The sequence below is a fragment of the Amycolatopsis tolypomycina genome (genome assembly GCF_900105945.1).
GTDB lineage: Bacteria > Actinomycetota > Actinomycetes > Mycobacteriales > Pseudonocardiaceae > Amycolatopsis > Amycolatopsis tolypomycina.
Genome location: NZ_FNSO01000004.1, coordinates 2,618,188 through 2,642,898, shown reverse-complemented (window position 1 = coordinate 2,642,898; position 24,711 = coordinate 2,618,188). Strand labels below are relative to the sequence as shown.

The 24,711-nt window shown below is 72.2% G+C and carries 24 protein-coding genes and 2 pseudogenes; 13 read left to right on the top strand and 13 right to left on the bottom strand.

All coding sequences use genetic code 11. The annotated features are described in order from the left end of the window. Positions 1-124: 124 nt before the first annotated feature. Genes BLW76_RS22080 through BLW76_RS22070 form a run of 3 tightly spaced genes read left to right on the top strand, consistent with a single transcriptional unit; the run spans position 125 to position 3,413 of the window. Positions 125-1,099 carry an ABC transporter ATP-binding protein gene (locus BLW76_RS22080; RefSeq protein WP_244170265.1) on the top strand — a complete coding sequence of 325 codons (975 nt, stop codon included), beginning with the start codon at positions 125-127 and terminating at the stop codon, positions 1,097-1,099. A gap of 2 nt (positions 1,100-1,101) precedes the next feature. Then, complete coding sequence (locus BLW76_RS22075; RefSeq protein WP_091310411.1) at positions 1,102-2,259, top strand: ABC transporter permease; 1,158 nt, start codon at positions 1,102-1,104, stop codon at positions 2,257-2,259. Then, positions 2,256-3,413 carry an ABC transporter permease gene (locus BLW76_RS22070; RefSeq protein WP_091310408.1) on the top strand — a complete coding sequence of 386 codons (1,158 nt, stop codon included), beginning with the start codon at positions 2,256-2,258 and terminating at the stop codon, positions 3,411-3,413. The genes BLW76_RS22075 and BLW76_RS22070 overlap by 4 nt, the downstream gene beginning before the upstream one ends. 33 nt (positions 3,414-3,446) lie before the next feature. On the opposite strand, the pseudogene BLW76_RS50800 reads toward BLW76_RS22070, so the two are convergent. The 3 genes and pseudogenes from BLW76_RS50800 to BLW76_RS22055 form a co-directional block, all read right to left on the bottom strand. Further along, positions 3,447-3,656 (bottom strand): annotated as a pseudogene (locus tag BLW76_RS50800) (ABC transporter permease); the annotation flags it as partial. Between the two features lie 184 nt (positions 3,657-3,840). Continuing rightward, positions 3,841-3,885 (bottom strand): annotated as a pseudogene (locus BLW76_RS50795) (hypothetical protein); the annotation flags it as partial. Between the two features lie 71 nt (positions 3,886-3,956). After that, a complete protein-coding gene (locus BLW76_RS22055) occupies positions 3,957-4,733 on the bottom strand; it encodes a hypothetical protein (protein ID WP_143060663.1) in 777 nt (258 codons plus the stop codon). A gap of 298 nt (positions 4,734-5,031) precedes the next feature. On the opposite strand from BLW76_RS22055, the gene BLW76_RS22050 reads away from it, so the two are divergent. The 4 genes from BLW76_RS22050 to BLW76_RS22035 all read left to right on the top strand — a co-directional run bounded on the left by BLW76_RS22050 (position 5,032) and on the right by BLW76_RS22035 (position 8,777). Further along, positions 5,032-5,688, top strand: coding sequence for a phosphoribosyltransferase (locus BLW76_RS22050; RefSeq protein ID WP_091310403.1), 657 nt, complete (start codon positions 5,032-5,034; stop codon positions 5,686-5,688). A gap of 93 nt (positions 5,689-5,781) precedes the next feature. Continuing rightward, complete coding sequence (locus tag BLW76_RS22045; protein WP_091310400.1) at positions 5,782-6,255, top strand: nitroreductase/quinone reductase family protein; 474 nt, start codon at positions 5,782-5,784, stop codon at positions 6,253-6,255. A gap of 508 nt (positions 6,256-6,763) precedes the next feature. Further along, the gene (locus BLW76_RS22040) at positions 6,764-8,146 is read left to right on the top strand and encodes an MBL fold metallo-hydrolase RNA specificity domain-containing protein (protein ID WP_091310397.1); all 1,383 of its coding nucleotides are present in this window, start codon (positions 6,764-6,766) and stop codon (positions 8,144-8,146) included. A gap of 403 nt (positions 8,147-8,549) precedes the next feature. After that, complete coding sequence (locus BLW76_RS22035) at positions 8,550-8,777, top strand: hypothetical protein (RefSeq protein ID WP_091310394.1); 228 nt, start codon at positions 8,550-8,552, stop codon at positions 8,775-8,777. Between the two features lie 649 nt (positions 8,778-9,426). Here BLW76_RS22035 and BLW76_RS22025 read toward each other — a convergent pair. From BLW76_RS22025 to BLW76_RS22005, 5 genes are all read right to left on the bottom strand, one after another. Further along, positions 9,427-10,005: an alkaline shock response membrane anchor protein AmaP gene (locus BLW76_RS22025; protein ID WP_091310387.1), complete on the bottom strand. Its 579-nt coding sequence runs from the start codon at positions 10,003-10,005 to the stop codon at positions 9,427-9,429. Continuing rightward, a complete protein-coding gene (locus BLW76_RS22020) occupies positions 10,002-10,529 on the bottom strand; it encodes a DUF6286 domain-containing protein (RefSeq protein ID WP_091310384.1) in 528 nt (175 codons plus the stop codon). The genes BLW76_RS22025 and BLW76_RS22020 overlap by 4 nt, the downstream gene beginning before the upstream one ends. Beyond that, complete coding sequence (locus BLW76_RS22015) at positions 10,526-10,918, bottom strand: Asp23/Gls24 family envelope stress response protein (RefSeq protein ID WP_091310381.1); 393 nt, start codon at positions 10,916-10,918, stop codon at positions 10,526-10,528. The genes BLW76_RS22020 and BLW76_RS22015 overlap by 4 nt, the downstream gene beginning before the upstream one ends. Positions 10,919-10,920: 2 nt before the next feature. Continuing rightward, on the bottom strand, positions 10,921-11,097 hold the full coding sequence (locus tag BLW76_RS48655) for a hypothetical protein (RefSeq protein ID WP_091310378.1): 177 nt from the start codon (positions 11,095-11,097) through the stop codon (positions 10,921-10,923). A gap of 77 nt (positions 11,098-11,174) precedes the next feature. Next, positions 11,175-11,639, bottom strand: coding sequence for an Asp23/Gls24 family envelope stress response protein (locus tag BLW76_RS22005; protein ID WP_091310373.1), 465 nt, complete (start codon positions 11,637-11,639; stop codon positions 11,175-11,177). A 256-nt stretch (positions 11,640-11,895) separates the two neighbouring features. Between BLW76_RS22005 and BLW76_RS22000 the strand changes: the two genes are divergently transcribed. After that, positions 11,896-12,102: a CsbD family protein gene (locus tag BLW76_RS22000; protein WP_091310369.1), complete on the top strand. Its 207-nt coding sequence runs from the start codon at positions 11,896-11,898 to the stop codon at positions 12,100-12,102. On the opposite strand, the gene BLW76_RS21995 is transcribed toward BLW76_RS22000, so the two are convergent. Next, the gene (locus BLW76_RS21995) at positions 12,092-12,982 is read right to left on the bottom strand and encodes an intradiol ring-cleavage dioxygenase (RefSeq protein WP_091310366.1); all 891 of its coding nucleotides are present in this window, start codon (positions 12,980-12,982) and stop codon (positions 12,092-12,094) included. The genes BLW76_RS22000 and BLW76_RS21995 overlap by 11 nt on opposite strands. 73 nt (positions 12,983-13,055) lie before the next feature. Between BLW76_RS21995 and BLW76_RS21990 the strand changes: the two genes are divergently transcribed. Continuing rightward, positions 13,056-13,715 (top strand): MOSC domain-containing protein, encoded by a 660-nt coding sequence (locus tag BLW76_RS21990; protein WP_244170264.1) that lies wholly within the window; start codon positions 13,056-13,058, stop codon positions 13,713-13,715. Positions 13,716-13,789: 74 nt separating this feature from the next. On the opposite strand, the gene BLW76_RS21985 is transcribed toward BLW76_RS21990, so the two are convergent. From BLW76_RS21985 to BLW76_RS21970, 4 genes are all read right to left on the bottom strand, one after another. Continuing rightward, positions 13,790-14,164, bottom strand: a complete 375-nt coding sequence (locus BLW76_RS21985; RefSeq protein ID WP_091310363.1) for a hypothetical protein — start codon at positions 14,162-14,164, stop codon at positions 13,790-13,792. 4 nt (positions 14,165-14,168) lie between these two features. Continuing rightward, positions 14,169-14,558 (bottom strand): hypothetical protein, encoded by a 390-nt coding sequence (locus BLW76_RS21980; protein ID WP_425266012.1) that lies wholly within the window; start codon positions 14,556-14,558, stop codon positions 14,169-14,171. A 116-nt stretch (positions 14,559-14,674) separates the two neighbouring features. Next, positions 14,675-16,369: a sensor histidine kinase gene (locus BLW76_RS21975; RefSeq protein ID WP_091310359.1), complete on the bottom strand. Its 1,695-nt coding sequence runs from the start codon at positions 16,367-16,369 to the stop codon at positions 14,675-14,677. 168 nt (positions 16,370-16,537) lie between these two features. After that, complete coding sequence (locus BLW76_RS21970) at positions 16,538-17,176, bottom strand: response regulator (RefSeq protein WP_091310356.1); 639 nt, start codon at positions 17,174-17,176, stop codon at positions 16,538-16,540. A 164-nt stretch (positions 17,177-17,340) separates the two neighbouring features. Between BLW76_RS21970 and BLW76_RS21965 the strand changes: the two genes are divergently transcribed. The 4 genes from BLW76_RS21965 to BLW76_RS21950 all read left to right on the top strand — a co-directional run bounded on the left by BLW76_RS21965 (position 17,341) and on the right by BLW76_RS21950 (position 24,684). Continuing rightward, positions 17,341-18,741 (top strand): cytochrome ubiquinol oxidase subunit I, encoded by a 1,401-nt coding sequence (locus BLW76_RS21965; RefSeq protein ID WP_091310353.1) that lies wholly within the window; start codon positions 17,341-17,343, stop codon positions 18,739-18,741. A 17-nt stretch (positions 18,742-18,758) separates the two neighbouring features. Beyond that, the gene (gene cydB, locus BLW76_RS21960) at positions 18,759-19,778 is read left to right on the top strand and encodes a cytochrome d ubiquinol oxidase subunit II (protein ID WP_091310351.1); all 1,020 of its coding nucleotides are present in this window, start codon (positions 18,759-18,761) and stop codon (positions 19,776-19,778) included. Next, a complete protein-coding gene (cydD, locus tag BLW76_RS21955) occupies positions 19,775-23,116 on the top strand; it encodes a thiol reductant ABC exporter subunit CydD (protein ID WP_091310349.1) in 3,342 nt (1,113 codons plus the stop codon). Before cydB ends, cydD begins: the two co-directional genes overlap by 4 nt. Before the next feature lie 128 nt (positions 23,117-23,244). Continuing rightward, the gene (locus BLW76_RS21950) at positions 23,245-24,684 is read left to right on the top strand and encodes a family 43 glycosylhydrolase (RefSeq protein WP_091310347.1); all 1,440 of its coding nucleotides are present in this window, start codon (positions 23,245-23,247) and stop codon (positions 24,682-24,684) included. Positions 24,685-24,711 lie beyond the last annotated feature (27 nt).

Sequence of the window (24,711 nt, the reverse complement as noted above, 5' to 3'; positions counted from 1 at the left end):
TCCTCACTCGTTCCCCGTGGCCCGCGTCGACGCCGCGGCCCGTGGGCCGGCCAGAACCGTCGGTCCTCCGGCTCGCGGACCTTCGGCCCTCCCCTGCTCGCGCCGCCGCGCCGATGCTGGACCGGTGACGCAGCAGGCAGCAGTCTCCGACCACACCGCGACCTCCGGTGTCCTGGCCGCGAGCGGGCTGAGCAAGCGCTTCGGCGACCGGACCGCCGTCGACGACGTCTCCTTCGCCGTCTCGGCCGGCGAGACCTACGGGCTGCTCGGCCCGAACGGCGCGGGCAAGACGACGACCATCCGGCTGGTGTGCGGCCTGCTGCGCGCCGACGCCGGACACGTCGTCGTCGGTGGCGCGACGGTCAGCCCGGCCTCGACCGCGGGGCGCGGCCTGATCGGTTACGTGCCCCAGGACGTCGCGCTGTACCCCGATCTGACCGCTCGCGAAAACCTCGCCTTCTTCGGACGGCTGTACCGGCTGCGCGGCAAAGCGCTCCGGGCCCGGATCGACGAGGTCCTCGACCTGATCGGGCTCGCGGACCGGGCGAAGGACAAGGTGGAGTCGTTCTCCGGCGGCATGCGGCGCCGGCTCAACATCGGCGCCGCGCTCCTGCACCGGCCGACGCTGCTGGTGCTCGACGAACCGACCGTCGGCGTGGACCCGCAGAGCCGGCACGCGATCATGGAGAGCGTCCACCGCTTCGGCGCGGGCGGGATGGCCGTGCTCTACACCACGCACGACATGGCCGAAGCCGAACGGCTCTGCCACCGGGTCGGGATCATCGACCACGGCAGGCTGATCGCCGAAGGCACCCGGCGCGAGCTGGTCGACCGGCTCGGCGAACGGGACCGGATCACCCTGGCCGCGACCGGCGACCTCGCCGCGTTCGCCGCGCTGTGCCGGGACCTGCCCGGTGTCGAGGGCGCCGACGTCACCGGGACCGAGGTGCACCTGCTCGGGCATGGCGGACGGCGGCTGCTGCCCGCCGCGCTCGCCGCGGCCGAGCGGGCGGGTGCGGTCGTCCGGTCGGCCGAGGTGACCGAACCGGACCTGGAAGCGGTGTTCCTGCACCTCACCGGCACGGCGCTGCGGGACTGACCATGTGGCCCGTCTTCGTCATCGCCGCCAAGGACCTGCGTCAGCGCGCCCGGGACCGGTCCGCCTGGGTGCTCGGCTTCCTGGCCCCGCTGGCGATCGCCGGTCTGGTCAGCATCGCCTTCGGCGGTGCCGAAACCTTCCACGCCGAGGTCGCCGTCGTCGACGAGGACCACGGCGTTCTCGCGCGGGCCTTCACGTCCTTCCTGACCGGCCCCGAACTCGCCGGGGTGCTCACCGTGACCCCGGTGGCCGACGCCGCCGAGGCCCGTGCCCGGGTGGACCGCGGGGACGCCGGCGCGGGCGTGGTGATCCCCGCCGGCTTCTCCGCCGCGGCCCACGGCGGGACCCCGCCACCGCTGACCGTGCTGACCACTGTGGACGGCCCGGTGGCCGGGCAGGTGGTGCGCTCGGTCGCGGAGTCGTTCGCCGCGCAGCTCGACGCCGACCGCCTGTCCGTGGCGACCGCGGTCGCCGCCGGCGCGCCCACCGGCGACCTCGCCGCCCGCGCGGCCGCGCTGCGGCTGCCCGAGCAGGTCGTCCGGCAGGCGTCGGGCACCCGCCCGATCTCCGGTGTCGGCTACTTCGCCCCGGCGATGGGCATCTTCTTCCTGTTCTTCGCCATGGGGTTCGCGGCGCGGGGGTACTTCCTCGAACGGCGGGACGGCACCCTCGACCGGATCGCCGTCGCCCCGGTCGGGCAGTGGGCCGTGCTGGCAGGCAAGTCGCTCGCCACTTTCGCCTACAGCGTCGCCGGGCTCGGCACGGTGTACCTGGTCACGTCGCTCGTCTTCGGCACCGACTGGGGACCGCTGCCCGCCGTCGCCGCGTTGGTCCTCGCCGTCGCGCTGAGCGTCGCCTGCCTGACCGCGTTCGTCATCTCGGTGTCGCGCTCCGAGCGCCAGGCCGACAGCCTCGCGGCGATGCTCACCTTCGGGCTGGTGCTCGTCGGCGGGCACTTCGTGTTCGCCGGCGCCGCGCCGCCGCTGGTGCGCACGGTGGCGCTGTTCACCCCCAACGGCTGGGCGCTGCGCGGCTTCACCGACCTGGCCGGCGGTGCCCCTGGCACCAGTGTGATCGTGCCGGTACTGGCGATCCTCGCGTTCTGCGCGGCGCTCACCGCCCTGACCGGTGTCCTGCGGAACCTGGAGGCACGCCGATGAGCGTTCTCACCATCGCCGGCGCTTCCCTGAAACGCATGCTGCGCGACCGGGTCGCCGCCTTCTTCATGGTGCTGCTGCCGCTGGTCGTGATCCTCGTGATCGGCGCGACCGTCGGCGGGCAGAGCACGCCCCGGCTCGGCGTCGTCCCGGCGACGGGCCCGCTCGCCGCCGGGCTCGTGGGGGACCTCGGCACCGCGGGAGGACTGCGGACCACTGTGTTCGACGGCGAACCGGCCGCGAGGGACGCGTTGCGCCGCAACGAGGTCGATGCCGTTCTCCTCATCCCGGCGCAGTTCGACGAGACGCTGGCGAGTGGCCGGGACATCCGGCTGCCCCTGCTGGCCGGCGGGTTCACCGGCAGCGGGCAAGCCGCGTCGCAGGCGGTCTCCGCCGCCGTCGCCCGCCACGCGAAAACCGTGCAGGCCGCAGCGTTCGCCGCGGCGGAGGCCGGTGGCGACCTCGCCGGGCGCCTGCCGCTCGCCACCGCGGTGGAACGCGTGGTGCCGGTGGTGCCGGTGACCGGTGAAGTGGTGAACGGTTCGAGCGACATCCTGCCCGCCGGGTTCACCTACAGCGCACCGACCATGCTGGTGCTGTTCGTCTTCGTCAACTCGGTCGCCGCCGGCGCGGCGCTGGTGGAGAACCGGCGGCTCGGGATCCACACCCGCGTGCTGGCCGCGCCGGTACGCGCCCGCGACATCATCCTCGGCGAGTCGCTGTACTACCTCGGCCTCGCGCTGCTGCAGTCGGCACTGATCGTCGGGGCGGGCGCGGCGCTGTTCGGCGTGCGCTGGGGCGACCCGGTCGCCGCGGCGGCGCTGGTCCTCACCTGGGCGGTGGTGGGTACCGGCGCCGGGATGTTCGCCGGGACGCTCTTCCGCACGCCCGAACAGGCGGCCGCGCTCGGCACGACGTCCGGCGTGGCCCTCGGCATGCTCGGCGGCTGCATGTGGCCCCTGGAGATCGTGCCGGACGCGGTGCGCGCGCTGGGCCACCTCACCCCGCAGGCCTGGGCGGTCGACGCGTGGACGACGCTGCTTTCCCGCGGTGGCGGCCTCGCCGACATCCTCCTGCCCCTCGGGGTGCTGGCCACGTTCGCGGCGGCTCTCCTGGCCGCGGCCTCGTGGCGGCTGAACCGCACGCTGACCGCCTGAGGTGCAAGCACACCGCTCATCCCGCAGGACGGCACTGGCGTAGATCAACGGAACGGCGTCGGCCAGCGTGGACATCGCGCCGGCCAGCACCTCTCGCGGCGGGCCCGCCCCGCCGAGCATGAGGAAGACGAAGAACAGCAGCACTCCCAGGCCCTGCGCGGCCCGGGCCGTCGGCAAGGTCACGCCGAGGAACGCGCCCAGCGCCGCGAACGCGGCGGTGATCAACAGGAACCCGGCCGCCACGCCGGCCCGGTCGTGCGGCAGCACGCCGTCGTAGCCGACCGTGGACAGAGTGATCAACCCACCGGACGGCGCACCCTCGGCGCGTCGTGCCGAGGGTCGGAGCCGAAGATGTCGATCTCACCGCGGTCGGCCCGGCGCAGGCCTGCACGCACTCCACGATCGTCGTCTTCCCGAGGCCGTTCGGCCCGAGCAGGCCGACGATCTCCCCCGCACCCAGTTCGAAGCTCACGTCGTCCACGGCCACGACGTCGCCGTGTCGCTTGCGCAGCCCGTTCACCCGCTCCGCGGCGCCGATACCGATCACCTCGCTTCCGAGCCGGCCGCGGACCGCCTGGTCCGGGCGGAATGGACCGCGACCAGCGTGCCGGTCACGGTGAGGACGAGCCAGGTGACCGAGACGGCGGCCACCTCGTAGGGGACATCCAGGTCCGCGCGGTAGATCGAGACGAGGACCACCAGCAGAGCGATGCTCAGCGCGCCACCGATCCCGAGCACCCGGCCGACCACCCGCGGCGCCCGTGCCCGGTGCTGCGCCAGCGCGACACCGAGGAGCAGCATCGCCCCGCCGAGCAGCGCGTAGCCGATGTTCTCCAGCGCGATGAACAAGCCGTGCGGGTTGTACTGCGACCACAGCGTCAGCCCGTCGGTCTGCCGCGCCAGCAGAGCAGGCTGGACAACGGAGAGCTGGACGCCGTAGTCGACCACGAGGACCGCTGCGCCGATCGCGGTCGAGCACACCGACACCACGGCGAGGACGCCGCGGCCGGACGGTGCCCACCGGGCCAGGCACACCACGAACACCACGGCCACCAGCGCCAACGCGAGTCCCGGATACATCCACCAGTAGTCCCGCGGCACGAACGCGGCCACGTCGGTGTACGGGTAGGCCACGCACGGGCCGCGGCAGAAGGCGCCGGACCGTGCCGGTGTCGTAATCCCGGCCACCAAGCCGACCATGCCCAGCAACGCCGTCACCACCCCGACCGGCAACGCTGCCCGGCAGAGGTGAACGTCCCCGGAGCCGTCGGCCGGCTCGCTGTTCCCAACCCTGGATCCCGGCGGCTTCCGGACTGCCATGGCGCCATCCCCCTCGGCTTCGTCGCCCACCCACGATGCGCCCGGCGACCCTTCGCCGCGAGAGCCGAAAGTCCCCGTCCCGTCCCGACCACCACCGCGGTTCGCCACCGCGCCGCACCGGCCACCACGTTCGGCGCGCGACAACGACGGGGCGGTTTCCGGGGTGCCGGCGGAGCCGCTGACGACTCCGGAAGCGCGTGAAGGACTTTGTGCCACCCAAGGCCGCGACTTCCAGCCCTGCTCGGCCCGGTCGCCGACCGGGCAAGGTGGTGGGACGGCCGATGGCGGGAGGCGAAGGATGCGGTTCCGGAACCGGCGGGAAGCCGGCCAGGCCCTGGCGGCGCGGTTGCACTACCTCCGCGGGCACGAACCGGTCGTCCTCGGCCTTCCCCACGGCGGCGTTGCCGTCGCCCGCGAAGTCGCCGACGCGCTGCACGCCCCGCTGGATGCGCTGCTGGTGCACAAGCTCATCTCACCTCGCCGCCCGCACCTCGTCATCGGCGCGATCGGCGAGCCGGACGTCGTCGTGAGCAACCCGGCCACCATCCGGGCGCTCAAGGTCAAGCCGGCCGAGTTCGGCCGGGTCGCCCGCTCGGCGAAGGCCGAACTCGCCCGGCGAACCGCTCGCTACCACCCGGACGGCCCGCCGCTGCAGGTCGCCGGGCGGACCGTCGTCCTGGTGGACGAAGGCATCGCGACCGGCGCCACCGCGCGTGCGGCGATCCGGGTGCTGCGGGCCAGAGGGGCCGGCCGGATCGTCCTCGCCGTGCCGGTCGCGCCCCTCGATGTCCTGCGTTCGCTCGCCACCGACGTCGCCCAGACCCTCTGCCCGGTCCCGCTGCGACGCAGGAGCCCCGTCGGCGACTGGTACACCGACTTCGACCGGATCGACGACACCGAGGTCCTCGCCCTGCTGGCACGGGAGCCGGCCGGGACCGGAACGACCCGGCCTTGAGGCAGCGGCCACGCGGCCGAACGCGGAGCAACCGAACCGACGCCGTCCGGCCGCTACCACGACTGACACCCGGCGAACCCGAGGAGAACGGCGATGAGCGACACCATCACCCGGCGGATCCCACCACAACGGCTGATCACCGCCGTGAACCCCCTGGTGCGAGCGATCGCAGGCTCGCGCCTGCACCGCCTGCTCGACGCGAGCGTCCTGATCCTGCACCTCACGGGCCGGCGCACCGGGCGGCACTACGACATCCCGGTCGGTTACGCCGACCTCGGCGACGCCCTGCTGATCGTCACCCAGCACCGGTGGCGAGCCAACCTGCGGGACACCACCGAAGTGACGGTCACCCGCCAGGGGTTCACCCGGCAGATGCACGCCCAGCTGGAGGAAAAACCGTCCACAGTGGCCAGCCGGCTGAGCAAGGCGATCGTGCAACTCGGCCGCACGGACGCGCAGCGTCGCTTCGGCCTGGCCCTGCCGGCCCACCGGAACCCGGACCCTGCCGAGCTCGAGGCGGTCGTCCGCGAGTACTCCCTGGCGACGATCACCCTGCGAACCAGCTGAGCGGTTGCCGAGGTGAAAGCCCGGCACGCCGCTTTGGTCGTGTGCCCGCGTCGACCGGCGATCCACCCCGCCCGGAAGCCGAACCGCACCTGGACCCGCAAGCGGTCATCCACACCGCGAGCTGATCGAGCCCAGTACCGGCCCCCGGCTCGTCGTGCTCGGCGACCGGGCCGAGGCGGCTTCCCCGGCCAGGCACTGCTGCACACGTACCCGGTGCGCACCGCCTCCTGACGGCCGAAAGTCCTCACCTCCCGGGCCTTCGCCCCTCGAAACCGGGGCCTCCGGTCCCGCGAATCCGGGGCGGTCGGGCCCTCGTCGCCCGGCTCCGTCCGGCGGAGTCTGGAGCCTGCCGAAAGTGAGGCACACCATGGACAGCCGGCGCTCCTCCCGCGGATTCGCCCCATCCTGCGGCGACACGCCCGCCACGCGGGCCACCCGTCAGCTGGTCCGCGCCTGCCGCGCCAGCCTGGCCGCCGCACACGACCACTGAGCCCACCGGAGGACCTCGATGCCGCAGCCTGCCCTCACCTTCTTCGGTGGCGCCGGGACCGTCACCGGCAGCAAGTACCTCGTCGAGGCCGGCGGCTCCCGGGTGCTCGTCGACTGCGGGCTGTTCCAGGGCCTGGCGAAGCTCCGCCGCCGCAACTGGGCCCCGATGCCCCACGAGCTCGCGGACCTCGACGCCGTCGTCATCACCCACGCCCACCTGGACCACTGCGGCTACCTGCCGGTCCTGGTCCGCGCCGGCTGGCACGGCCCGGTTTACGTCACCCACGGCTCGGCCGGGCTGGTCCCGATCGTGCTCCGGGACAGCGCCCACCTCATGACGGCCGAGGCCGCGCACGCGAACACCTACGGCTGGTCGAAGCACCGCCCCGCGTTGCCGCTGTACGACGAGAACGACGCCGCGAAGGCGATCCGGCTGCTGAAGCCGATCGGGTTCGGGGACGTCACCGCCGTGGCGCCGGGTGTGCGGCTGGAGTTCGGCCGCGCCGGGCACATCCTCGGCTCCGCGTGGGCGCACCTGCGTGTCGCCGACGGCCGCGGCATCGTCTTCAGCGGCGACCTCGGCCGGCCTGCCCACGGCGTCCTCCGGCCGCCCCAGCCACGGCCCGCCTGCGACGCCCTCGTGCTGGAATCCACCTACGGCGGGCGGGTCCACGACGACGCATCCGCGCTCGCGACGTTCGCCGAAGTGATCCGCCGGACCGCCGCGCGCGGCGGCAGCGTCCTGATTCCGGCGTTCGCGGTCGACCGCACCGAAGTCGTGCTGGCGGCGCTCAAGAAGCTCACCGACCGGCGCGCGATCCCGGAGCTGCCCGTCTTCGTCGACAGCCCGATGGCGCTCGCCGCGCTCCGCGTCTACCGCACCGCCATGAACCAGCGGTGGCCGGAGATCCGCACCGACCTCGGCGACGGAGACCCGCTCGACCCCGGCCACCTCGTCGAGCTGCGCACCACCGAAGAATCCATGCGGGTCAACGACCCGATCATGCCCTCGATCATCCTCTCGGCGTCCGGCATGGCCACTGGCGGCCGGGTCCTGCACCACCTCGAGCACATGCTGCCCGACGACCGTCACACCGTGCTCATCGTCGGCTACGCCGCGGCCGGCACCCGCGCCCGCAGCCTCGCCAACGGGACGCGGGAGATCAAGATCCACGGCCGGTACGTCCCGGTCCGCGCCGAGGTGGCACAGATCGACGCCTTCAGCGCCCACGCCGACGCCGGCGAACTGGTCCGCTGGGCCTGCGCCGGCGAACCGCCGGGGGCGATCCACCTGGTGCACGGCGAGCCCGAGAGCGCCGAAGAGCTGGCGTCGCGCCTGCGGGCCGAGCGGCCGGGAATCCCGGTTTCGATCGCCCGCGACCGCGAGCGGGTGCTGATCTAGCGGCGGGACTCCGGAACTGACTTTGTGCTTCCCCGATAGGGACTTCACCCCCTACAACGAGCCGGCGGCGGCGAGGACCGTCAATGGTGAGGGAGCCGCCCGTGGCCCCCCTCCCCGGCAGCGGGCTCCCTCGCACGGAACGGTGGTGACGGCCCGGGTCGCCCCCTCCCCGCCACCCGCCCGCCACCACCGTCTCCGGCGGCCGGACCGTCCACCGTTGTCCCGTTCGCGGCTCGCCGACGAGCTCAAGGTCCGCCGCCCGAAGGGCACAGACGCCGCGGAAACGGGGAGGATCGGCCCACCGGCGCTTGGCCTTCGACCCTGGGAGCACCCGCTCGCCGGGTGACACCCTCGAAGAACCGGCAGAAAAGACCGGACACGTTCCTCGGACAGGACGGCTGACATGACATTCCCCCGTGACAGCGACGCCCCGGGACCGGCCCGAACAGGCGGCTTCCCCACCGGGCTGAAGGTCCGCGCGCACGGCGACCGGTTTGACGGGCTGAGCGGGGTGGTGGTCGACCACGCCCCCGATCTCCGGCCCGGCTCGGCCTGGATCGAGTTCGACCCCGGTCAGGCCAGGCTGGTGCCCGGCTACCGCCTCGACGTCGTGGACACGTCGGAAAACTGAGCGCCGACCGGCTGCGAGGCCCGTCAGCTGCTTTTGCGACGCCGCACCCCGGTTCCACGGGGCGTCCCACCAACGCAGCACGCGCGGCGCACGCAGAGTCGCCCACCGGCCGGGGCCCGGCGGTTCCACCCGGAACCAGGTCCGCCCCGGATACCCCGAACCGGTCCGCCGACGCCGCCCCCTGGGGGAAGGCAACGTGCTGGTGACGACGCCGACGCTGTACCGGCGCCGGCTCCGCGGCATCCGGGATCGCCTGCCCGCCCTCCGGCTTCCTGGTGACGGGACCCGCCGAAGATCCGGACGTGATGGCCCGGGCCCCGCGCTGCGGCAGCGGACCCCGCGTTCACCATTCCCCGTCGCGTTGAACCACCGAGGCCGACAGCTCGTGACCGAGGGACATCGTGAGACCTCTCGAAATACTCCTGCTGAGCGTCGAACTCGTCGCGTTCGCCGCGTCGGTGCTGATGCGCTGGGGTGCGACCGATGCGGAGGTCGCCGGACCGTATCCCGGTGCCGGCGTGATCCCAGACGGCAACCTCGACCTCGGCGACAGCGTGAAGTACTGGACACGCCGCCGTGACCCGGTGGACGCCTGGGACGTCGCGGCGCTCGAACCGAACCGAGTTGCCCGACGGGCGCACGCGCCTGGTCATCTCGGACATGCCATCGGCGCCACACTCGTGGAGAACCGGAACTCGACGGTCGAGGGCAGGGCATCGAGGTCGAGGGCCGTGCGGAGGCGTGGGAGGGCCTCCGTCTCGATCCGGTCGCGGATGGCGGCGACGTCGCCGTCCTGCTCGGCGCTGAGGACCAGGGCGACGGCCGGGTTCTCGCGGGTGCCGGCCAGGGTGGCGTGTGCGGCGTGGACGCCGGGGTAGGTCGCCACTTCGGCGGTGAACGGCTGGATCGCGGTGCTCGCGGCCAGTTCGGTGCGGCCGGTGTGCGGGTCGGACTCGAACCGCCAGGTGTGGCTCTTGGGTTTGCGTGCCAGCTGCGCGAGCAGCCACCGCAGCAGAAGCAGTCCCAGCACGACCGCGACGGCGGCGGTGACATACAGCGTCCAGGTCGGCGGAGTCGCCGTGCCGGGAACCAGCGGCGAGTCCGGGGCGAGGACGCGGACTGCGCCGAAGTGGGTGGCGACGGCGAAGCCGCCGGCGGCGAGCAGGACCAGCCCGACCAGGGCGAGCAGGGCGCGGTTGAGGCGGGCCGGGCGGTTGAGGCTGGTCATGACGCGCTCCTGGCGGCGTGGACCTTGATCGTGACGGCCGGGTGGATGACGGGGTCGATCTGGGCGAGCCGGTGCTCGATCGCGGCGCGCACGGCGTCGGCGAGCCCGTCGGTGCTGGTGCGCCTGGTCGTCACCCTCGCGGTGACCTTGCGGCGCCCCAGAAGCAGCTTCGTGCCGACCACACCGTCCACAGTGGATGCCGCGGTGCGGAGGGTGGAACGGTAGCTGCGCCGGGACGCGCCGGAATCCAGCTCGCCGTGCAGCGGCAGGACGGTGAGCTTGCCGGGCAGGATCGCGGTCAGCAGGAGCGTGATCCCGAGCAGCGCCACCCCGCCGCCCGCGAGCGCGGGGGCCGGGTCGTTCCAGCGCGCGTCGTGCAGAGCGCCGGCGATGGCCTGGTAGCTGACCCATGGGCTCTGGTTCAGGATCAGCTGGATCGCGACCACGGCGACGAACGCGCAGCCGGCCAGCAGGACGAGGGCGGTGACCGTGGCCGGGGTGGAGCGGCGGGGGCGGCGTTTCACTGGACCCTCCTGGGTGCGCTGGTGGTCGTGTGCAGGGCGGTGACGGTGATGTCGACCCGCGCCACGGTGAGGCCGGTGAACTCGGCGACCCGCCGCGTCAGCTGTCGGCGGGCGGCTTCGGTGGTGCGGCTGACCGATCGTGGGTAGCCGATGGAAAGCCGGACGTCGAGCGCGGTGGTGTCGCCGTGCACTGTCGCGGTGACTTTCGCGCTGCGGTCGAGGTCTTCGCCGCCGACGGCGATGCCGAGCACGCGGCCGGCCGCGCCGCCGGTGCCCTCGACCTCCGTCACGACCTGGGCGGCGATCCGTTCGACGGTGCGTTCGGAGACGGTGAGGGTGCCTCGCTCGTCGAGGTCCGCGGCGGCGGGGTGCTGCAGGGTGGTGGTCATGGTCAGCCCCGGTCGCGGCCGGTGAGCTGCGAGAGGTCGAGCTTGCCGTCGAGGACCCGGCCGGCGAGCAGGCCGAGCGCGCCGAGGACGAGCACGACGAGGAAGGCGCCGACGCCGCCGAACGCGGCGGCGAGGCCGAGCGCGAGGCCGGTGAGGAGGCCGAGATGGGTGTTGGACATGGGTTTCTCCTTGCAGGTTGCCGATCGGCCCGGCTGGGGAGGGAACCGGTCGCAGGCGTCGACTTCGACGCCTGCGGTCACCGGACCCGGCCGGTCGCGGCCTGGGTGTCGTCGCCTTCGTCGTCGCCGGGGAGGTGGACGTCGGAGACGTTGATGTTGACCTCGACGACCTGCAGGCCGGTGATCTGCTCGACCGCGGTGATCACGTTCTTGCGGACCGAGCGGGCCAGATCGGCGATGTAGACGCCGTACTCGACGAGGATCTGCAGGTCGACGGCGGCCTGACGCTCGCCGACCTCGACCGACACGCCCTGGGCGACCGAGGCCGACGCGCCCGGGATGCGCTCGCGGATCGCGCTGAACGCCCGCGCCGCGCCGCCACCGAGGGCGTGGACGCCGGAAACTTCGCGCGTCGCCAGCCCGGCGACCTTGGCGACGACGGTGTCGGCGATGGTGGTGGAACCCTGCGTGGACGCCAGAGCGCCGGTGCCGGCGGCCTCGAGCTCGGTCGAGGGAGTCTTGGTGGCGGCCGTGTTCGTCATGACGGTTCTCCTCGGGTCGGATTCGGTTTCTCGGGGCGGAAGTCCGTTGCCCTCCACACCTCCAGGACCCGGCGTTCGGGAGATCGTCACGACCCGATCGTGTGACCCCGGTCTCGCGCGGGCAGGCCTCCGCTGCAAAGCCGGTTTGGCGCGGTGATCACCATCACCCGTTCAGGGTCGTGAGGTTCTGCGGGGAGGTGCTGTCTTCAGGACCGGACGGCGCGCCACCGGGCGCCCACCAGGGAAGGGAAGCCTCATGTCGATGAGCGACAAGATCAGCAACAAGGCCGAGGACCTCGGCGGCAAGGCCAAGGAAGCCGCCGGCGATCTCACCGGAAACGAGCGGCTGCAGGCCGAGGGGCAAAGCGACCAGGCCAAGGCCGGCCTCAAGGACGCCGTCGAGAACGTCAAGGACGCGGTCGGCGACGTCACCGGCAAGATCAAGGACGTTTTCAAGAAGTAGTCGCGGTTCGGCTCGGGCCGCGGGCATTCCCGCGGTTCACGCCGACGTTGAGTGTCACTGTGAAGCCGCCTGTGACGTCGCCGGTGACGGTGGCCAGCTGCAGGGCGCCGCTGTCGTCGCCGAAGACGTTGTCGCTGCTGAGGTCCACCTTTTCGAGGTTGGACACGGACTGCTCGTAGCCGGGCTGGGCGTAGACCGTTTCGCAGACGTTCCGCGGCAGGGCGACCTGCGAGGTCGCGATCGCCTTGGTGGAGTCCGTGATATCCGCCTGCCCGGGGTAGACCTCGAAGTGGATGTGCGGCCAGCGGCCGTCGTAGCAGGCGGGGAAGATGCTGCTGAAGCGGACTTTGCCGGCGGCGTCGGCGATCTGGACGCCACGCAGGTAGTTCTCGTTCTCGACCCCGTCGGAGTAGAGGGAGTACTGGCCGGCGCGGTTGCAGTGCCAGACGTAGACGGCAGCTCCGGCGAACGGCGAGCCGCCGTTGGCCAGGTCGGCGACGACCAGTTCGAGGGTCATGGGCACGCCTTCGGCGGTGACGCTGCCGGTGCCGAAACTCGATCGGATGTCACTGCGGACCACGCCGCTCTGTTCGAGCACGTCCGGCCCGTTGGAACCGTCACCCGGATACGGTCCCGCGGTCTCGTCCGGGATTTCGCCCGGTGCGGCCGATGCCGTGGTCGTCGCCGAGGTGGTGGTCGAACCGCCGGACACGGTGCCACAGGCGGTGAGGACGGCACCGGCCGCACCGACGCCGAACAGCCGCAGCGCCCGGCGGCGGGTGAACAGGGTTGCGACGTCGAAGCCGAGGCCTTGGTCCACGACCTCGTCACGCGGTCGGGGTAGCGGACGGCCTTCGTAGGTCGGATCAGCATCGCTCATGGCAATGACTCTGCCGGGCGAGGGTGGGCGAGCCATGTGCGAGACCTGTGAGCCGGCTTTGGATTCGTCCCTGATGCGAGGTGATGGAGGGTTCGGGCGGTTCATCCACCTCGATGACCTGGAAGACGCGGGCTACGGCGACTACCGCATCCTGTTCACCAGCGACACCGACGGCCCGGATCGAGGAGAGCCCATGCCTGAAACGATCTCGACCCCGGTGGAGATCGTCGCGCTCCTGGTCTCCCCCGCACACGCCTTCGAAGGCCGTCCCACCGACGGCCCGAGGCCCGACCCCGTACCCGTCGAGCACGATGAGGTGACCGTGCGTGCCGGGCTCGGGCTCGTCGGTGACCGGTACTTCAACCGGCCGGCCCACCGCCAGGCCGCCGTCACCCTCTTCGCCGCCGACTCACTCGACGTTCTCGCCCGCGACCTCGGCCTCGACGCCGTGCCGGACCCGCACCTGCCGCGACGCAACATCGTCGTGCGCGGGTTTCCCGTCGACGAGCTGGCCGCGCCGCGAGGCGGGACCGGAGCCGTCTTCGGCCTCGACTCCGGGGCGGGCGAAGTCCGGTTCCAGGCCTACCGCCCGGCCCACCCCTGCGCCTGGATGGACGTGGTGCTGGCGCCCGGCGCGTTCCGCGCGCTCCGCGGACGCGGCGGTGTCCGCTGCACCCCGCTCGATGACGGAATCCTGCGCGTCGGTCCCGCAACCCTCACCGTGATGCGGTGACCACGCGACGCGCCGGCCATCCGCGACCTGAGGCTGGTAACTTCCGGCTCGCCCGCGGCGGCTGGACGGCTCGGTCAGCGTGACGACGCGGCCCGGCAGGTCGCCAGCAGGCCGTCGACGTCGATCACGGTGACGCGGTTCTCCAGCCCCGCCGGGATCTCCGCCCGGACGTCCGGATCCGGGGAGACCAGCGCGACCGGCACGTGGTCGCGGACCGCGCAGACGACGCCGTACTCGCGGGCGGTCAGCTCGGCGCCCTGCCCGCGGACGTCGACGACGAGGTCGGGCTGGGCGAACGGCTCGTCGAGCGGGCAGCGGCCCCCGACCGCCAGCGCGCGGCAGAGCCCGGCGCGGCTGTGGCACCGGCTGACCAGGCAGCCCGCATCACGCAGGGGCTGCAGCAGGAAGTCGGAGTCGCCGAAGGACGATTCGGTCAACAGGACGTGCACGGCGTCACCTCACGGACACTCGGGCGAGCACCGGCGAGTCCGGTGCGGTGACGACCCGATCGGTTTCGGTGTGCGGGACCTGCCCGGCGCGCAGGCCGAGCACCCCCAGCCCGTCGATGACCGAGGTGATCAGCCCGGGCTGGTGCTCGGCGACGCCACCGGTGAACACCACCGCGTCCAGCCGCGACAGGCTCATCGCGGCCGCGCCGATCTCCCGGCACAACCGGTGCCGGTAGACGTCCAGGGCGACTTCGGCGTTCTGCTCGCCGCGGGCCGCGGCGGCCAGGACGCGGCGCAGGTCGCCGTTGGTACCGCTCATCCCGGCCAGGCCGGAGCGATGGAACAGCGACACCTTCATGCTCGACGAACCTGGGTTCAGAGTCAGCACACGCACGGGTCGCTCCTTCGGTCTCGCTCGGCACCACAAGGAGACCTCGGGCACCGGCTGCCACGACGCGGCCGGACTACCCGAACACCGAGGACCTTCGTCACCGATCCGGCCCCGGAGGATCAGCCGACCGGGGCCGACCACTCCAGCTTCAGGCCACCCGCCGGGACGGCGTCGACGGCGAACTGCCCGCCCACGGCTTCCGCGCGGTCCTCGAGGTTGCCGAGCCCGCTCGGCGAGACGTCCTCGGGCAAGCCCTTGCCGTCGTCGATCACCACGACGCGGATCAGGTCGTCCTTCATCGCGATCGACACGGACAGCGTCGCGGCGTCGGCGTGCCGGACCGCGTTGCTGACCGCTTCGCGGACCACGGCTTCGACGTGTTCGGCCAGCTGGGTGGGCACCGTGTCGATCGAGCCGGACATGCTCACCGTCGGCTGCAGCGGTGCGTCGTCGGTCAGCTCGGCGATCGCGTCGTGCAGCCGGTGCCGCAGCCTGATCCCCGTCTCCCCCGCCGCGCCGCCGTGCAGGTCGAAAATCGCCGTGCGGATCTCCTGGACGATCTCGTGCAGCTGCTCGATGCTGTCCCCGAGCCGCTTCTGCAACTCCGGCGACTTCGTCCGCCGCTGCGTGCTCTGCATCGACAACCCCACCGCGAACAACCGCTGGATCACGTGATCATGCAGATCACGCGCGATCCGGTCGCGATCGCCCAACACGTCCAGCTCCCGCGCGGCTCGCTGTTGCGCGGCCAGCTGCAGCGCCAGCGCCGCCTGGTCGGCGAAGGAGGCCACCACCGGCAGCTGGGTCGACTCGAAGGAGCCGGCCCCGGATTCCCGGATCGCGATGAGCACACCCGTCGTGCGGTCCCCCGCCCGCAGCGGCACCACCATCGCCGGTCCGAAGCGGTGTCCGCCCAGCTGGAGCTCGGCGACGCTGCGGGGGGTGCGGTCCTTGAACACCGCGCCCGGCACGCTGCCCTCGAGGTCGATGTGCGTGCCCGACAGCTCCGCGGCCCGGGTGCCGGCGCTGACGGTCACGGTCAGGTCGTCGACGTCATCGCCCCAGTCCTCGTCGACGTCCAGCCGTCCGGAATTCGGCAACGCCAGCATCGTGACGTCGGAGCCGGTCAGCTCCAGCGCGCGGCTGGCGATGGTGGTCAGCGCCTCGGCCGGGTCGGTGCCGCCCAGCAGCTCGGTGGTCACTTCGCTCGTGGCGGCCAGCCACTGCTGGCGGACTCGGGCCTGCTCGTAGAGGTGGGCGTTCTCGATCGCGATACCGGCCGCGGCGGCCAGCGCCTGCACGACGACCTCGTCGTCATCGGTGAACTGCTCGCCGTTCTTCTTCTCGGTCAGATACAGCCGCCCGAACACCTCGTCACGCACCCGCACCGGCACCCCGAGGAACGAGTGCATCGGCGGGTGGTGCGCCGGAAACCCGACCGACGCCGGATGCGCCGAGATCTCGTCCATCCGCAGCGGCTTGGCCTCGTCGATGACCACACCCAGCACGCCGTGGCCGGTCGGCAGGTCACCGATGAGCCGGCGGGTCTGGTCGTCGATGCCGACGTAGACGAACTCCGCCAGCGAGCCGTCCTCGGCCAGCACCCCGAGCGCGCCGTACTTCGCCTCGCCCAGCTCCATCGCCGCCTCGACGATCCGCCGCAGCGTCGCGTCCAGCTCCAACCCCGACGCGACCGCCAGCACCGCGTCGAGCAGGCCGTCCATCTTGTCCCGGGTGCCGATCAGCAGCTCGATCCGGTCCTGCAGGTCACGCAGCAGCTCACGCAGCCGCAACCCGGACAGCGTGCCCGCCATCCGCCGCGGCCCACCGTCCGGCTCCGGCCCGGGTCCACTCACCACGACCTCCGCATCGAGTGTGCCGCTCCGCGGCGGCGAGGGGAAACCACGACCCTACCCATCACCTCGATCGGCCTGCTGGACCCCGTTCAGGTGAAGTCCGTACTCGGCCGGGGTGTCCGGAATTCACTCGCTCCGGTTGCGGAGTTCGGTGGCCAGCACCGCGGCCTGCGTCCGCCGTTCCAGGCCCAGCTTGGTCAGCAGGCGGGAGACGTAGTTCTTCACCGTCTTCTCGGCCAGGAACATCCGCTCGGAGATCTGCCGGTTGGTCAGCCCCTCCCCGATCAGTTCGAGGAGCTTCCGCTCCTGGTCCGACAGGTCGGAGAGGGGGCCTTTCTTCGCCTGGCTGTCGCGCAGCTTCGCCATCAACGCCGCCGTCGCGTGCGCGTCGAGCAGGGACTTGCCCGCGCCCACGTCCCGGACCGCCGAGACCAGGTCCATGCCCTTGATGTCCTTGATCACGAACCCGCTCGCGCCGGCCAGCACCGCGTCCAGCATCGCCTGCTCGTCGGTGAACGAGGTCAGCATCAGGCACTTGAGCTCCGGCAGCTTCGACCGCAGCTCCCGGGCCAGTTCGATGCCGTTGCCGTCGGGCAGGCGGACGTCCAGCACCGCCACGTCGGGGTTCAGCGCCGGGATCCGGGCCAGCGCCTGCGACACGCTGCCGGCCTGCCCGATCACCGTGAGGTTCTCGTCCTCGTCGAGCAGGTCGGCCACGCCCCGGCGCACGACCTCGTGATCGTCGACGAGAAACACCCGAAGCATCCGACCTCCCGCAATCCGGTTCGACGGAAATCAGCGTACGACCACAGGGCCCCGGACGGCAGGGACCCGAGACCGTCGGGGAAGTGACCAAGGACCCTCTCGCCGGCGGGCCCCGGCACCGGATGCTGCCGGGGTCACCGTCGTCCGTGAGCAGGAGAACACCGATGAACGCCCTGGACCTCGCCCGCTGGCAGTTCGGGATCACCACCGTCTACCACTTCCTCTTCGTCCCGCTGACCATCGGGCTGTCCTTCCTGGTCGCCGGGATGCAGACGGCCTGGGTGCGCACGGGGAACGACAAGTACCGCCGGATGACGAAGTTCTGGGGGAAGCTGTTCCTCATCAACTTCGCCATGGGCGTGGCGACCGGCATCGTGCAGGAGTTCCAGTTCGGGATGAACTGGTCGGACTACAGCACTTTCGTCGGCGACATCTTCGGCGCGCCGCTCGCCATCGAGGGCCTGCTCGCCTTCTTCCTCGAGTCGACGTTCCTCGGGCTGTGGATCTTCGGCTGGGACAAGCTGCCGAAGAAACTGCACCTGGCCACCATCTGGCTCGCCTCGATCGGCACCGTGCTCTCGGCGTACTTCATCCTCGCCGCCAACTCCTGGATGCAGCACCCGGTCGGCTACGCGGTCAACCCCGCCACCGGCCGCGCGGAGCTCAAGGACTTCGGTGCGGTGCTGACCAACTCGACCGCCGTCGGGGCGTTCGCGCACACCATCACCGCGTGCTTCCTCACCGCCGGCATGTTCGTCGTCGGGATCAGCGCCTGGCAGCTGCGGAAAGGCAACTCAGCGGACGTCTACCGGCCGTCCATGAAGCTCGCACTGGTCACCGTGCTGGTCGCGAGCCTGGGCGTCATCGTCACCGGCGACCTGCAGGCCCGGCTGATGACCGAGCAGCAGCCGATGAAGATGGCCGCCGCCGAAGCGTTGTACGACACCGTCGCGCCCGCGTCGTTCTCGCTGTTCACCATCGGCTCGCTCGACGGCTCGCAGGAGAAGTTCAGCATCCGCGTCCCCGGCGTGCTCTCCTTCATGGCCACCGGGAAGTTCGACGGCCAGGTCGAGGGCATCAACGACCTGCAAGCCGCCGAGCAGCGGCAGTACGGGCCCGGCGAGTACCGGCCGGACATCCCGGTCACCTACTGGACGTTCCGGCTGATGATCGGCTTCGGCTTCCTCTGCCTGCTGATCTCGCTGGCCGGGCTCTGGCTGTTCCGCCGCGGCCGCACGCCCCGCGCCCGCTGGTTCTTCCCCGTCGCGACCGCCGGGATCGCGCTGCCGTTCCTGGCCAACAGCGTCGGCTGGATCTTCACCGAGATGGGCCGCCAGCCGTGGTCGGTGTTCGGCGTGCTCAAGACCGCCGACTCGGTCTCGCCGACGGTTTCCGCGGGCAACGTCCTGACGTCGTTGATCGTGTTCACCCTGCTCTACGGCGTGCTCGCGGTCGTCGACGGCGTCCTGATGGTCCGCTACGCCAAGGCCGGGCCCCCACCTCCCGAGGCACCCGCGGACGAGACCGATTCCGATGAGCCGCGGCCCGCGGCCTTCGCCTACTGAGACGCCGGAGACCCGTCATGGCCCTCACCGACATCTGGTTCCTGCTCATCGCGGTCCTCTGGACCGGCTACTTCGTCCTCGAAGGCTTCGACTTCGGCGTCGGCACGCTGCTGCGCGTCCTCGGCCGCGACGACACCGACCGCCGCGTGCTCATCAACACGATCGGCCCGGTCTGGGACGGCAACGAGGTTTGGCTGCTCGTCGCCGGCGGCGCCACCTTCGCCGCCTTCCCGCTCTGGTACTCCAGCCTGTTCTCCGGCTTCTACCTCGCGCTGCTGCTCGTGCTCGTCGCCCTGATCCTGCGCGGCGTCGCGTTCGAGTTCCGCGGCAAGCTCGACAGCCCGCGCTGGCGGAACACCTGGGACTGGGTCATCGTCTTCGGCTCCGCCGGGCCCGCGCTGCTGTGGGGGGTCGCCTTCGGCAACATCGTCCACGGCGTCCCGCTGGACGCGCAGCACCACTTCACCGGCACGTTCTTCACCCTGCTCAACCCCTACGCCCTGCTCGGCGGCCTCGCCACGCTCAGCCTCTTCACCTTCCACGGCGCGATCTTCCTGACGCTCAAGACGACCGGCGAGCTCCGCTACCGGGCCCGGACGCTGGGCCGTGCGCTCGGCGGCGTGGCGATCGTGTTCGGCGGGGTCTTCCTCGCCTACACCGCGATCGAGCACGGCGGCTGGGCGTGGCTCACCGCGGCGATCGCCGCGCTGCTGCTGGCCGCGGGCGTGCTGTTCGCCACCGGCGAGCGGGACGGGTTCGCCTTCGCGAGCACCGCCGGCGCGATCATCGCGGTCACCGTCACCCTGTTCTGGTCGCTCTACCCGAACGTCCTGCCCTCGACCACCGACCCGGCGTTCGGCCTGACGACGACGAACGCGGCCTCGACGCCGTACACCCTGCAGATCATGACCTGGGTCGCGGTCGCGTTCACCCCGATCGTGCTCGCCTACCAGGCCTGGACGTACTGGGTGTTCCGCAAGCGCATCAGCCGCGCCTCGATCCCCGCCGGCGGCGGCCTGCCCGTGGCTCGCCGGTGAAGCCCCTCGACCCGCGGCTGCTGCGCCACGCGAGCGCCGTCCGGCCGTTCATCCTGGCCTGCGCCGGCTTGGGCGCGCTCACCGCGATGCTGGTGCTCGCCCAGGCGGAACTGCTGGCGAAGACGATCACCTGGGCGTTCCTCGACGGCTTCGGTCTCCACAGCCTGGCGCTGCCGCTCGGCCTGCTCCTGCTCGTCGTGCTCGCCCGGGCCGGTATCGCGTGGCTGTCGGAAACGACCGCCCACCGCGCCGCCGCCCGGGCCCTCTCGCAGCTGCGGGAAACGGTCGTCGCGGCCGCGCTGCGGATCGGGCCGCGGCGGGCGGACCGCTCCCCCGCGGAGGTCGCGGCCCTGGCCACCCATGGCGTCGACCGCCTGGAGGGCTACTTCGCCCGCTACCTGCCGCAGCTGCTGATCGCCTCCGTCGTCCCCCTGGTGGTCGGCGCCCGGATCCTGGCCGCCGACTGGGTCGCCGCGGTCATCGTGGGGTGCACGGTGCCGCTGATCCCGATCTTCATGATCCTCATCGGGCGCTACACCCAGCGCGACGTCCGGCGGCAGTGGAAGACGCTTTCGGTGCTGGGGAACCACTTCCTCGATCTCGTCGCCGGGCTCGCCGAGCTGACGGCGTTCGGCCGGGCGAGGGCCCAGCTCCGGTCGTTGCGGGAGATCACCGAAAAGTACCGCACGCACACCATGCGGACCCTGCGCGTCGCCTTCCTCTCCGCGCTCGCCCTCGAACTCCTGGCCACCCTGTCGGTCGCGGTCGTCGCCGTCTCGATCGGCTTGCGCCTGCTGGCCGGGGAACTCGACCTGCAGACCGCTCTCGTCGTGCTCATCCTCGCGCCGGAGGTCTACCTGCCGCTGCGGGCGGTCGGCGCCCGGTTCCACGACAGCGCCGAGGGACTCGCCGCGGCAGAGGAGATCATCGCGCTCGCCGGCACGCCCACCGGTGACGCCGGTACTTCTCCGGTTCCCGACCTCGCTCAGGTGGCACTGCGGTGCGAAGACGTCACGGTCGAAGGGCGGTCCGGGCCGATCCTCGACCGGTTCTGCCTCCGCGTCCCGGCCGGCGAGGTCGTCGGCGTGACCGGGCCGAGCGGTGCCGGGAAGTCCACGCTGCTCGACGTCCTGCTCGGCTGGCGGCGTCCCGACCGCGGCCAGGTCCTGCTCGGGCACACCGACCTCGCCGACGTCGGGCGGGCCACCTGGCACCGGCACCTCGCCTGGGTGCCGCAACAGCCGCACCTCGTCGCCGGAACCGTGGCGGAGAACATCCGGCTCGGCTCCCCCGACGCCACCGACGACGCCGTGGCCGCGGCCGCCGACACCGCGGCGCTCGACGTCCCGCTGTCCACTGTGGTCGGTGAGCTGGGCGCCGGCCTGTCGACCGGGCAACGCCGCCGCGTCGCGCTCGCCCGCGCGGTGCTGCTCGACCGGCCGCTGATCCTGCTCGACGAACCCACCGAGGGCGTCGACGCCGAGACCGAGGCCGCCATCCTCGAGCGGCTGCCCAAGGTGCTCGCCGGACGGACCGCCGTCGTCGTCAGCCACCACCCCGCGGTGCTGGCGCGGTGCGACCGGGTCGTCGCCCTCGGCGGCTCGGCGCCGGTCTCCGCGGCTGCGCCGTCCGTGGCCTCCCGGCCGGCCGTGCGTGCCGCCTCGCCGGTTGCGGCGGCGCCGTCCACGATGGACCGGACCGGCCCGACGTGGCGGCCGCTGCTCGACGCGGTCCGGCCCCACCGGTGGCGGCTGGCACTGGCCTGTCTGGCCGCGACTGCCGCGCTGGGGTGCGGCGTCGCGCTCACGGCGACGTCGTCGTGGCTGATCGCGAGCGCGGCCCTGCACCCGCCGGTGCTCAGCCTCATGGTGGCGATCGTCGCCGTGCGCACCTTCGGCCTGGCCAAAGGCATCTTCCGCTACCTCGAGCGGCTGGTGTCCCACGACGTCGCGCTCCGCGCCCTGGCGGAACTCCGGGTGCGGGTGTGGGCCCAGCTGGTCCGGATCGGCCCGGCGGGCACCGCCCGTCTGCGCCGGGGCGACCTGCTGCACCGGCTCGTGTCCGATGTGGACAGCCAGCGGGACGTCCTGGTCCGCGGCCTGGTCCCGGGTGTTTCGACGTTCCTTGTCCTCGCCGCGACGACGGTCACCCTCGGCGTGATCCTGCCCGGCGCCGGTCTCGTGGCGGCCCTGGGCTTGGCCGCGGCGGGGGTGCTGGCACCGGTCGTCGCGGCGGTGGCCGGCCACCGGGCCCAGCGGGAGACCGCGCGGCTGCGCGCGGACCTCACGGCGGGCACGGTGGAACTACTGCAGGCGTCGGCCGACCTGATCACCCACGACGCGGCCGCGCGCCGCCACGCGCGGCTGCGCGAGATCGACTTCGCGGTGACGGCACTCCAGCGCCGGTCCGCCGGGTGGCGCGGGCTGGGCGGCGGGATCGCGACCCTGGGCGTCGGGCTGACCTCCGTCGCGTGCCTGGCCCTGGGCATCCTGGCGGCGGTTCCCGGCCCCGTGCTGGCGGTGCTGGCGCTGACGCCGCTGGCGACGGCCGAGCTGGTGGCCGGGCTGCCGGAGGCGGCGCAGCGGCTGCTCGGGGCCGCCGGCTCCGCACGTCGTCTCGCCGAACTGGACGTCCTTCCCGCGCCCCACACCGTCGCCACGGGTCCTGCCCCGGCCGCCGTGGAGCTGACCACCGAACACCTGTCGGTGCGCTGGCCGCAGGCCACGGCCGACGCGGTCCAGGACGTGGACCTCCGGATCGGCCACGGGCGCCGGCTCGCGTTGACGGGCCGCTCGGGTGCGGGCAAGAGCACGGTGATCGCGGCGCTGATGCGCTACCTGGACCCCTCGGCGGGCCGTGTCCTGCTGGCCGGCACCGACACGTTGACGTGCGATGGCGACTCGGTGCGGGAGCGGATCGCCTGGTGCGGGCCGGAGACCCACCTGTTCGACAGCACGGTGCGCGAAAATCTCCGGCTGGCCAGGCCGTCCGCCGACGACTCCGCCCTGCGGGCGGCACTGGAGCGCGCCCAGCTGGGACCGTGGCTCGCCCGGCTGCCGCACGGCCTCGACACGACGCTGGGAGCCCACGGAACCCCGGTCTCGGGCGGCGAGCGCCAGCGCATCGGCGTGGCCAGGGCCCTGCTGTCGGACCGGCCGATCCTCCTGCTCGACGAACCGACGGCACACCTGGACGCCCCCACGGCGACAGCGTTGGCGGCCGACGTGCTGAAGGCGACCGAAAGCCGGTCGGCGCTGGTCGTGACACACCGGCCGGCGGAGTTCGCGGCCCTTCCGGTGGTGGCGGTCTCCGACGGCCGCGCCTTGAGCGAGGCGTAGAGCGCACGAAACCCGCTGTTGACATCCCCGTAATCGCCAGCGACTCTGTTAGCGCTCACATCGCACCTGCCCGTGCGCCACCCCTGGCTCGCCGGCGCGGTCCCCTCCTTCCCCCGAGGAGCCCACCCATGGCAACGTTCACCCGCGTCCGTCGGGGACTGGCGGTCGCGTTCGGCGTGCTCGTGCTGCTGCTGACCGTGTCGGCTCCGCCGGCCGGCGCACAGTTCCTCACGATCAACAACCCGGTCATCCAGCAGCGCGCCGACACCGCGATCTACAAGCACACCGACGGCTACTACTACATGACGGCCTCGGTCCCCGACTACAAGCGGGTCGAACTGCGCCGCGCCACGACACTGCAGGGCCTCGGCAGCGCCGCGACGATCAACGCGTTCACCGCGCCGTCGAGCGGCCCGCTGAGCGGGTGGATCTGGGCGCCGGACATCCAGTTCGTCGACGGCGCCTGGTACATGTACTTCTCGGCCTCGCCCGGCACCGCGCGTTTCGACCAGCGGCTCTACTGGATCCGCAACACCTGCGCCAATCCGATGACCTGCGCCTGGAGCGCGCCCCAGCGCTTCACCACCGGCTGGGAGTCCTTCCAGCTCGACGCGGCCTCGTTCGTCAACCGCGGGGTGCGCTACTTCACCTGGGCCCAGGACAGCCCGGACACCAACTTCAACAGCCACATGTACATCGCCCGGATGAACGGGCCCACCGGCATCACCGGCCCGGTCACCGAGATCGCGCGCCCGACGTACGGCTGGGAGATGGAAGGCGTCGCCGGCGTGGTGGAAGGGCCGTCGCCGCTGGTCAAGAACGGCAAGGTGTTCATCGCCTACTCGGCCTCGGCGACCGACTCCCGGTACAAGCTGGGCCTGCTCTCGGCCGACGACACCGCGGACCTGCTGGACCCCGCCTCCTGGCGCAAGAGCCCGAACCCGGTGTTCCAGACGGCGAACGGGGTCTACGGCCCGGGCCACGGCAGCTTCACGGTGGCCGAGGACAACCGCACGGACGTGCTGGTCTACCACGCCCGTGACTACGCCAACCCGACGCCGGACGCGCTCACCGACCCGAACCGGCACACCCGCTTCCAGCAGCTCTACTTCGGCGACAACGGCACCCCGTTCTTCGGCCAGCCGCTGCCGAACGGAATGACCGCGCCCGGCATCCGGGGCCAGTACAGCGACCGCTGCGTCGACAACTACGACTTCGACACGACGCCCGGCGCGCTCGTCCGGCTGTACAGCTGCAACGGCAACGCCGCGCAGGAGTGGGAGTTCGGCTACAAGGGCTGGTACGAGATCCGCAACCGCAACACCGGTACGTGCCTGACCGACATCAACGGCAGCACGGCGCTGAACGCCGACGTCGGGCTGGTCGCCTGTACCAGTTCGACGGCCCAGCAGTGGCAGATCATCGACCGGGGCAACGGCTGGTTCTCGCTGCGCAACGTCGCCGGCAACATGTGCCTGGACAACTACGACTGGAAGGCCGTGAACGGCGCCCGGCTCTCGCTCTACACCTGCAACGGCTTCGCCGTCCAGCTGTGGCGGCGTGGCTAGAGCGGCCTCAGCCTGCCCAGGCCCAGT

Excerpts from the sequence above, each read along its gene's own strand:
- BLW76_RS22040 (WP_091310397.1), top strand. The coding sequence starts at position 6,764 with ATGCCGCAGCCTGCCCTCACCTTCTTCGGTGGCGCCGGGACCGTCACC.
- BLW76_RS21990 (WP_244170264.1), top strand. The coding sequence starts at position 13,056 with ATGCGAGGTGATGGAGGGTTCGGGCGGTTCATCCACCTCGATGACCTG.
- BLW76_RS48655 (WP_091310378.1), bottom strand. The coding sequence starts at position 11,097 with ATGTCCAACACCCATCTCGGCCTCCTCACCGGCCTCGCGCTCGGCCTC.
- BLW76_RS22075 (WP_091310411.1), top strand. The coding sequence starts at position 1,102 with ATGTGGCCCGTCTTCGTCATCGCCGCCAAGGACCTGCGTCAGCGCGCC.
- BLW76_RS22045 (WP_091310400.1), top strand. The coding sequence starts at position 5,782 with ATGAGCGACACCATCACCCGGCGGATCCCACCACAACGGCTGATCACC.
- BLW76_RS21995 (WP_091310366.1), bottom strand. The coding sequence starts at position 12,982 with ATGAGCGATGCTGATCCGACCTACGAAGGCCGTCCGCTACCCCGACCG.
- cydB (WP_091310351.1), top strand. The coding sequence starts at position 18,759 with ATGGCCCTCACCGACATCTGGTTCCTGCTCATCGCGGTCCTCTGGACC.
- BLW76_RS21975 (WP_091310359.1), bottom strand. The coding sequence starts at position 16,369 with ATGGCGGGCACGCTGTCCGGGTTGCGGCTGCGTGAGCTGCTGCGTGAC.
- BLW76_RS22025 (WP_091310387.1), bottom strand. The coding sequence starts at position 10,005 with ATGACCAGCCTCAACCGCCCGGCCCGCCTCAACCGCGCCCTGCTCGCC.
- BLW76_RS22050 (WP_091310403.1), top strand. The coding sequence starts at position 5,032 with ATGCGGTTCCGGAACCGGCGGGAAGCCGGCCAGGCCCTGGCGGCGCGG.
- BLW76_RS22035 (WP_091310394.1), top strand. The coding sequence starts at position 8,550 with ATGACATTCCCCCGTGACAGCGACGCCCCGGGACCGGCCCGAACAGGC.
- BLW76_RS21950 (WP_091310347.1), top strand. The coding sequence starts at position 23,245 with ATGGCAACGTTCACCCGCGTCCGTCGGGGACTGGCGGTCGCGTTCGGC.
- BLW76_RS22055 (WP_143060663.1), bottom strand. The coding sequence starts at position 4,733 with ATGGCAGTCCGGAAGCCGCCGGGATCCAGGGTTGGGAACAGCGAGCCG.
- BLW76_RS21970 (WP_091310356.1), bottom strand. The coding sequence starts at position 17,176 with ATGCTTCGGGTGTTTCTCGTCGACGATCACGAGGTCGTGCGCCGGGGC.
- BLW76_RS21965 (WP_091310353.1), top strand. The coding sequence starts at position 17,341 with ATGAACGCCCTGGACCTCGCCCGCTGGCAGTTCGGGATCACCACCGTC.
- BLW76_RS22015 (WP_091310381.1), bottom strand. The coding sequence starts at position 10,918 with ATGACCACCACCCTGCAGCACCCCGCCGCCGCGGACCTCGACGAGCGA.
- BLW76_RS22005 (WP_091310373.1), bottom strand. The coding sequence starts at position 11,639 with ATGACGAACACGGCCGCCACCAAGACTCCCTCGACCGAGCTCGAGGCC.
- BLW76_RS22000 (WP_091310369.1), top strand. The coding sequence starts at position 11,896 with ATGTCGATGAGCGACAAGATCAGCAACAAGGCCGAGGACCTCGGCGGC.
- BLW76_RS22070 (WP_091310408.1), top strand. The coding sequence starts at position 2,256 with ATGAGCGTTCTCACCATCGCCGGCGCTTCCCTGAAACGCATGCTGCGC.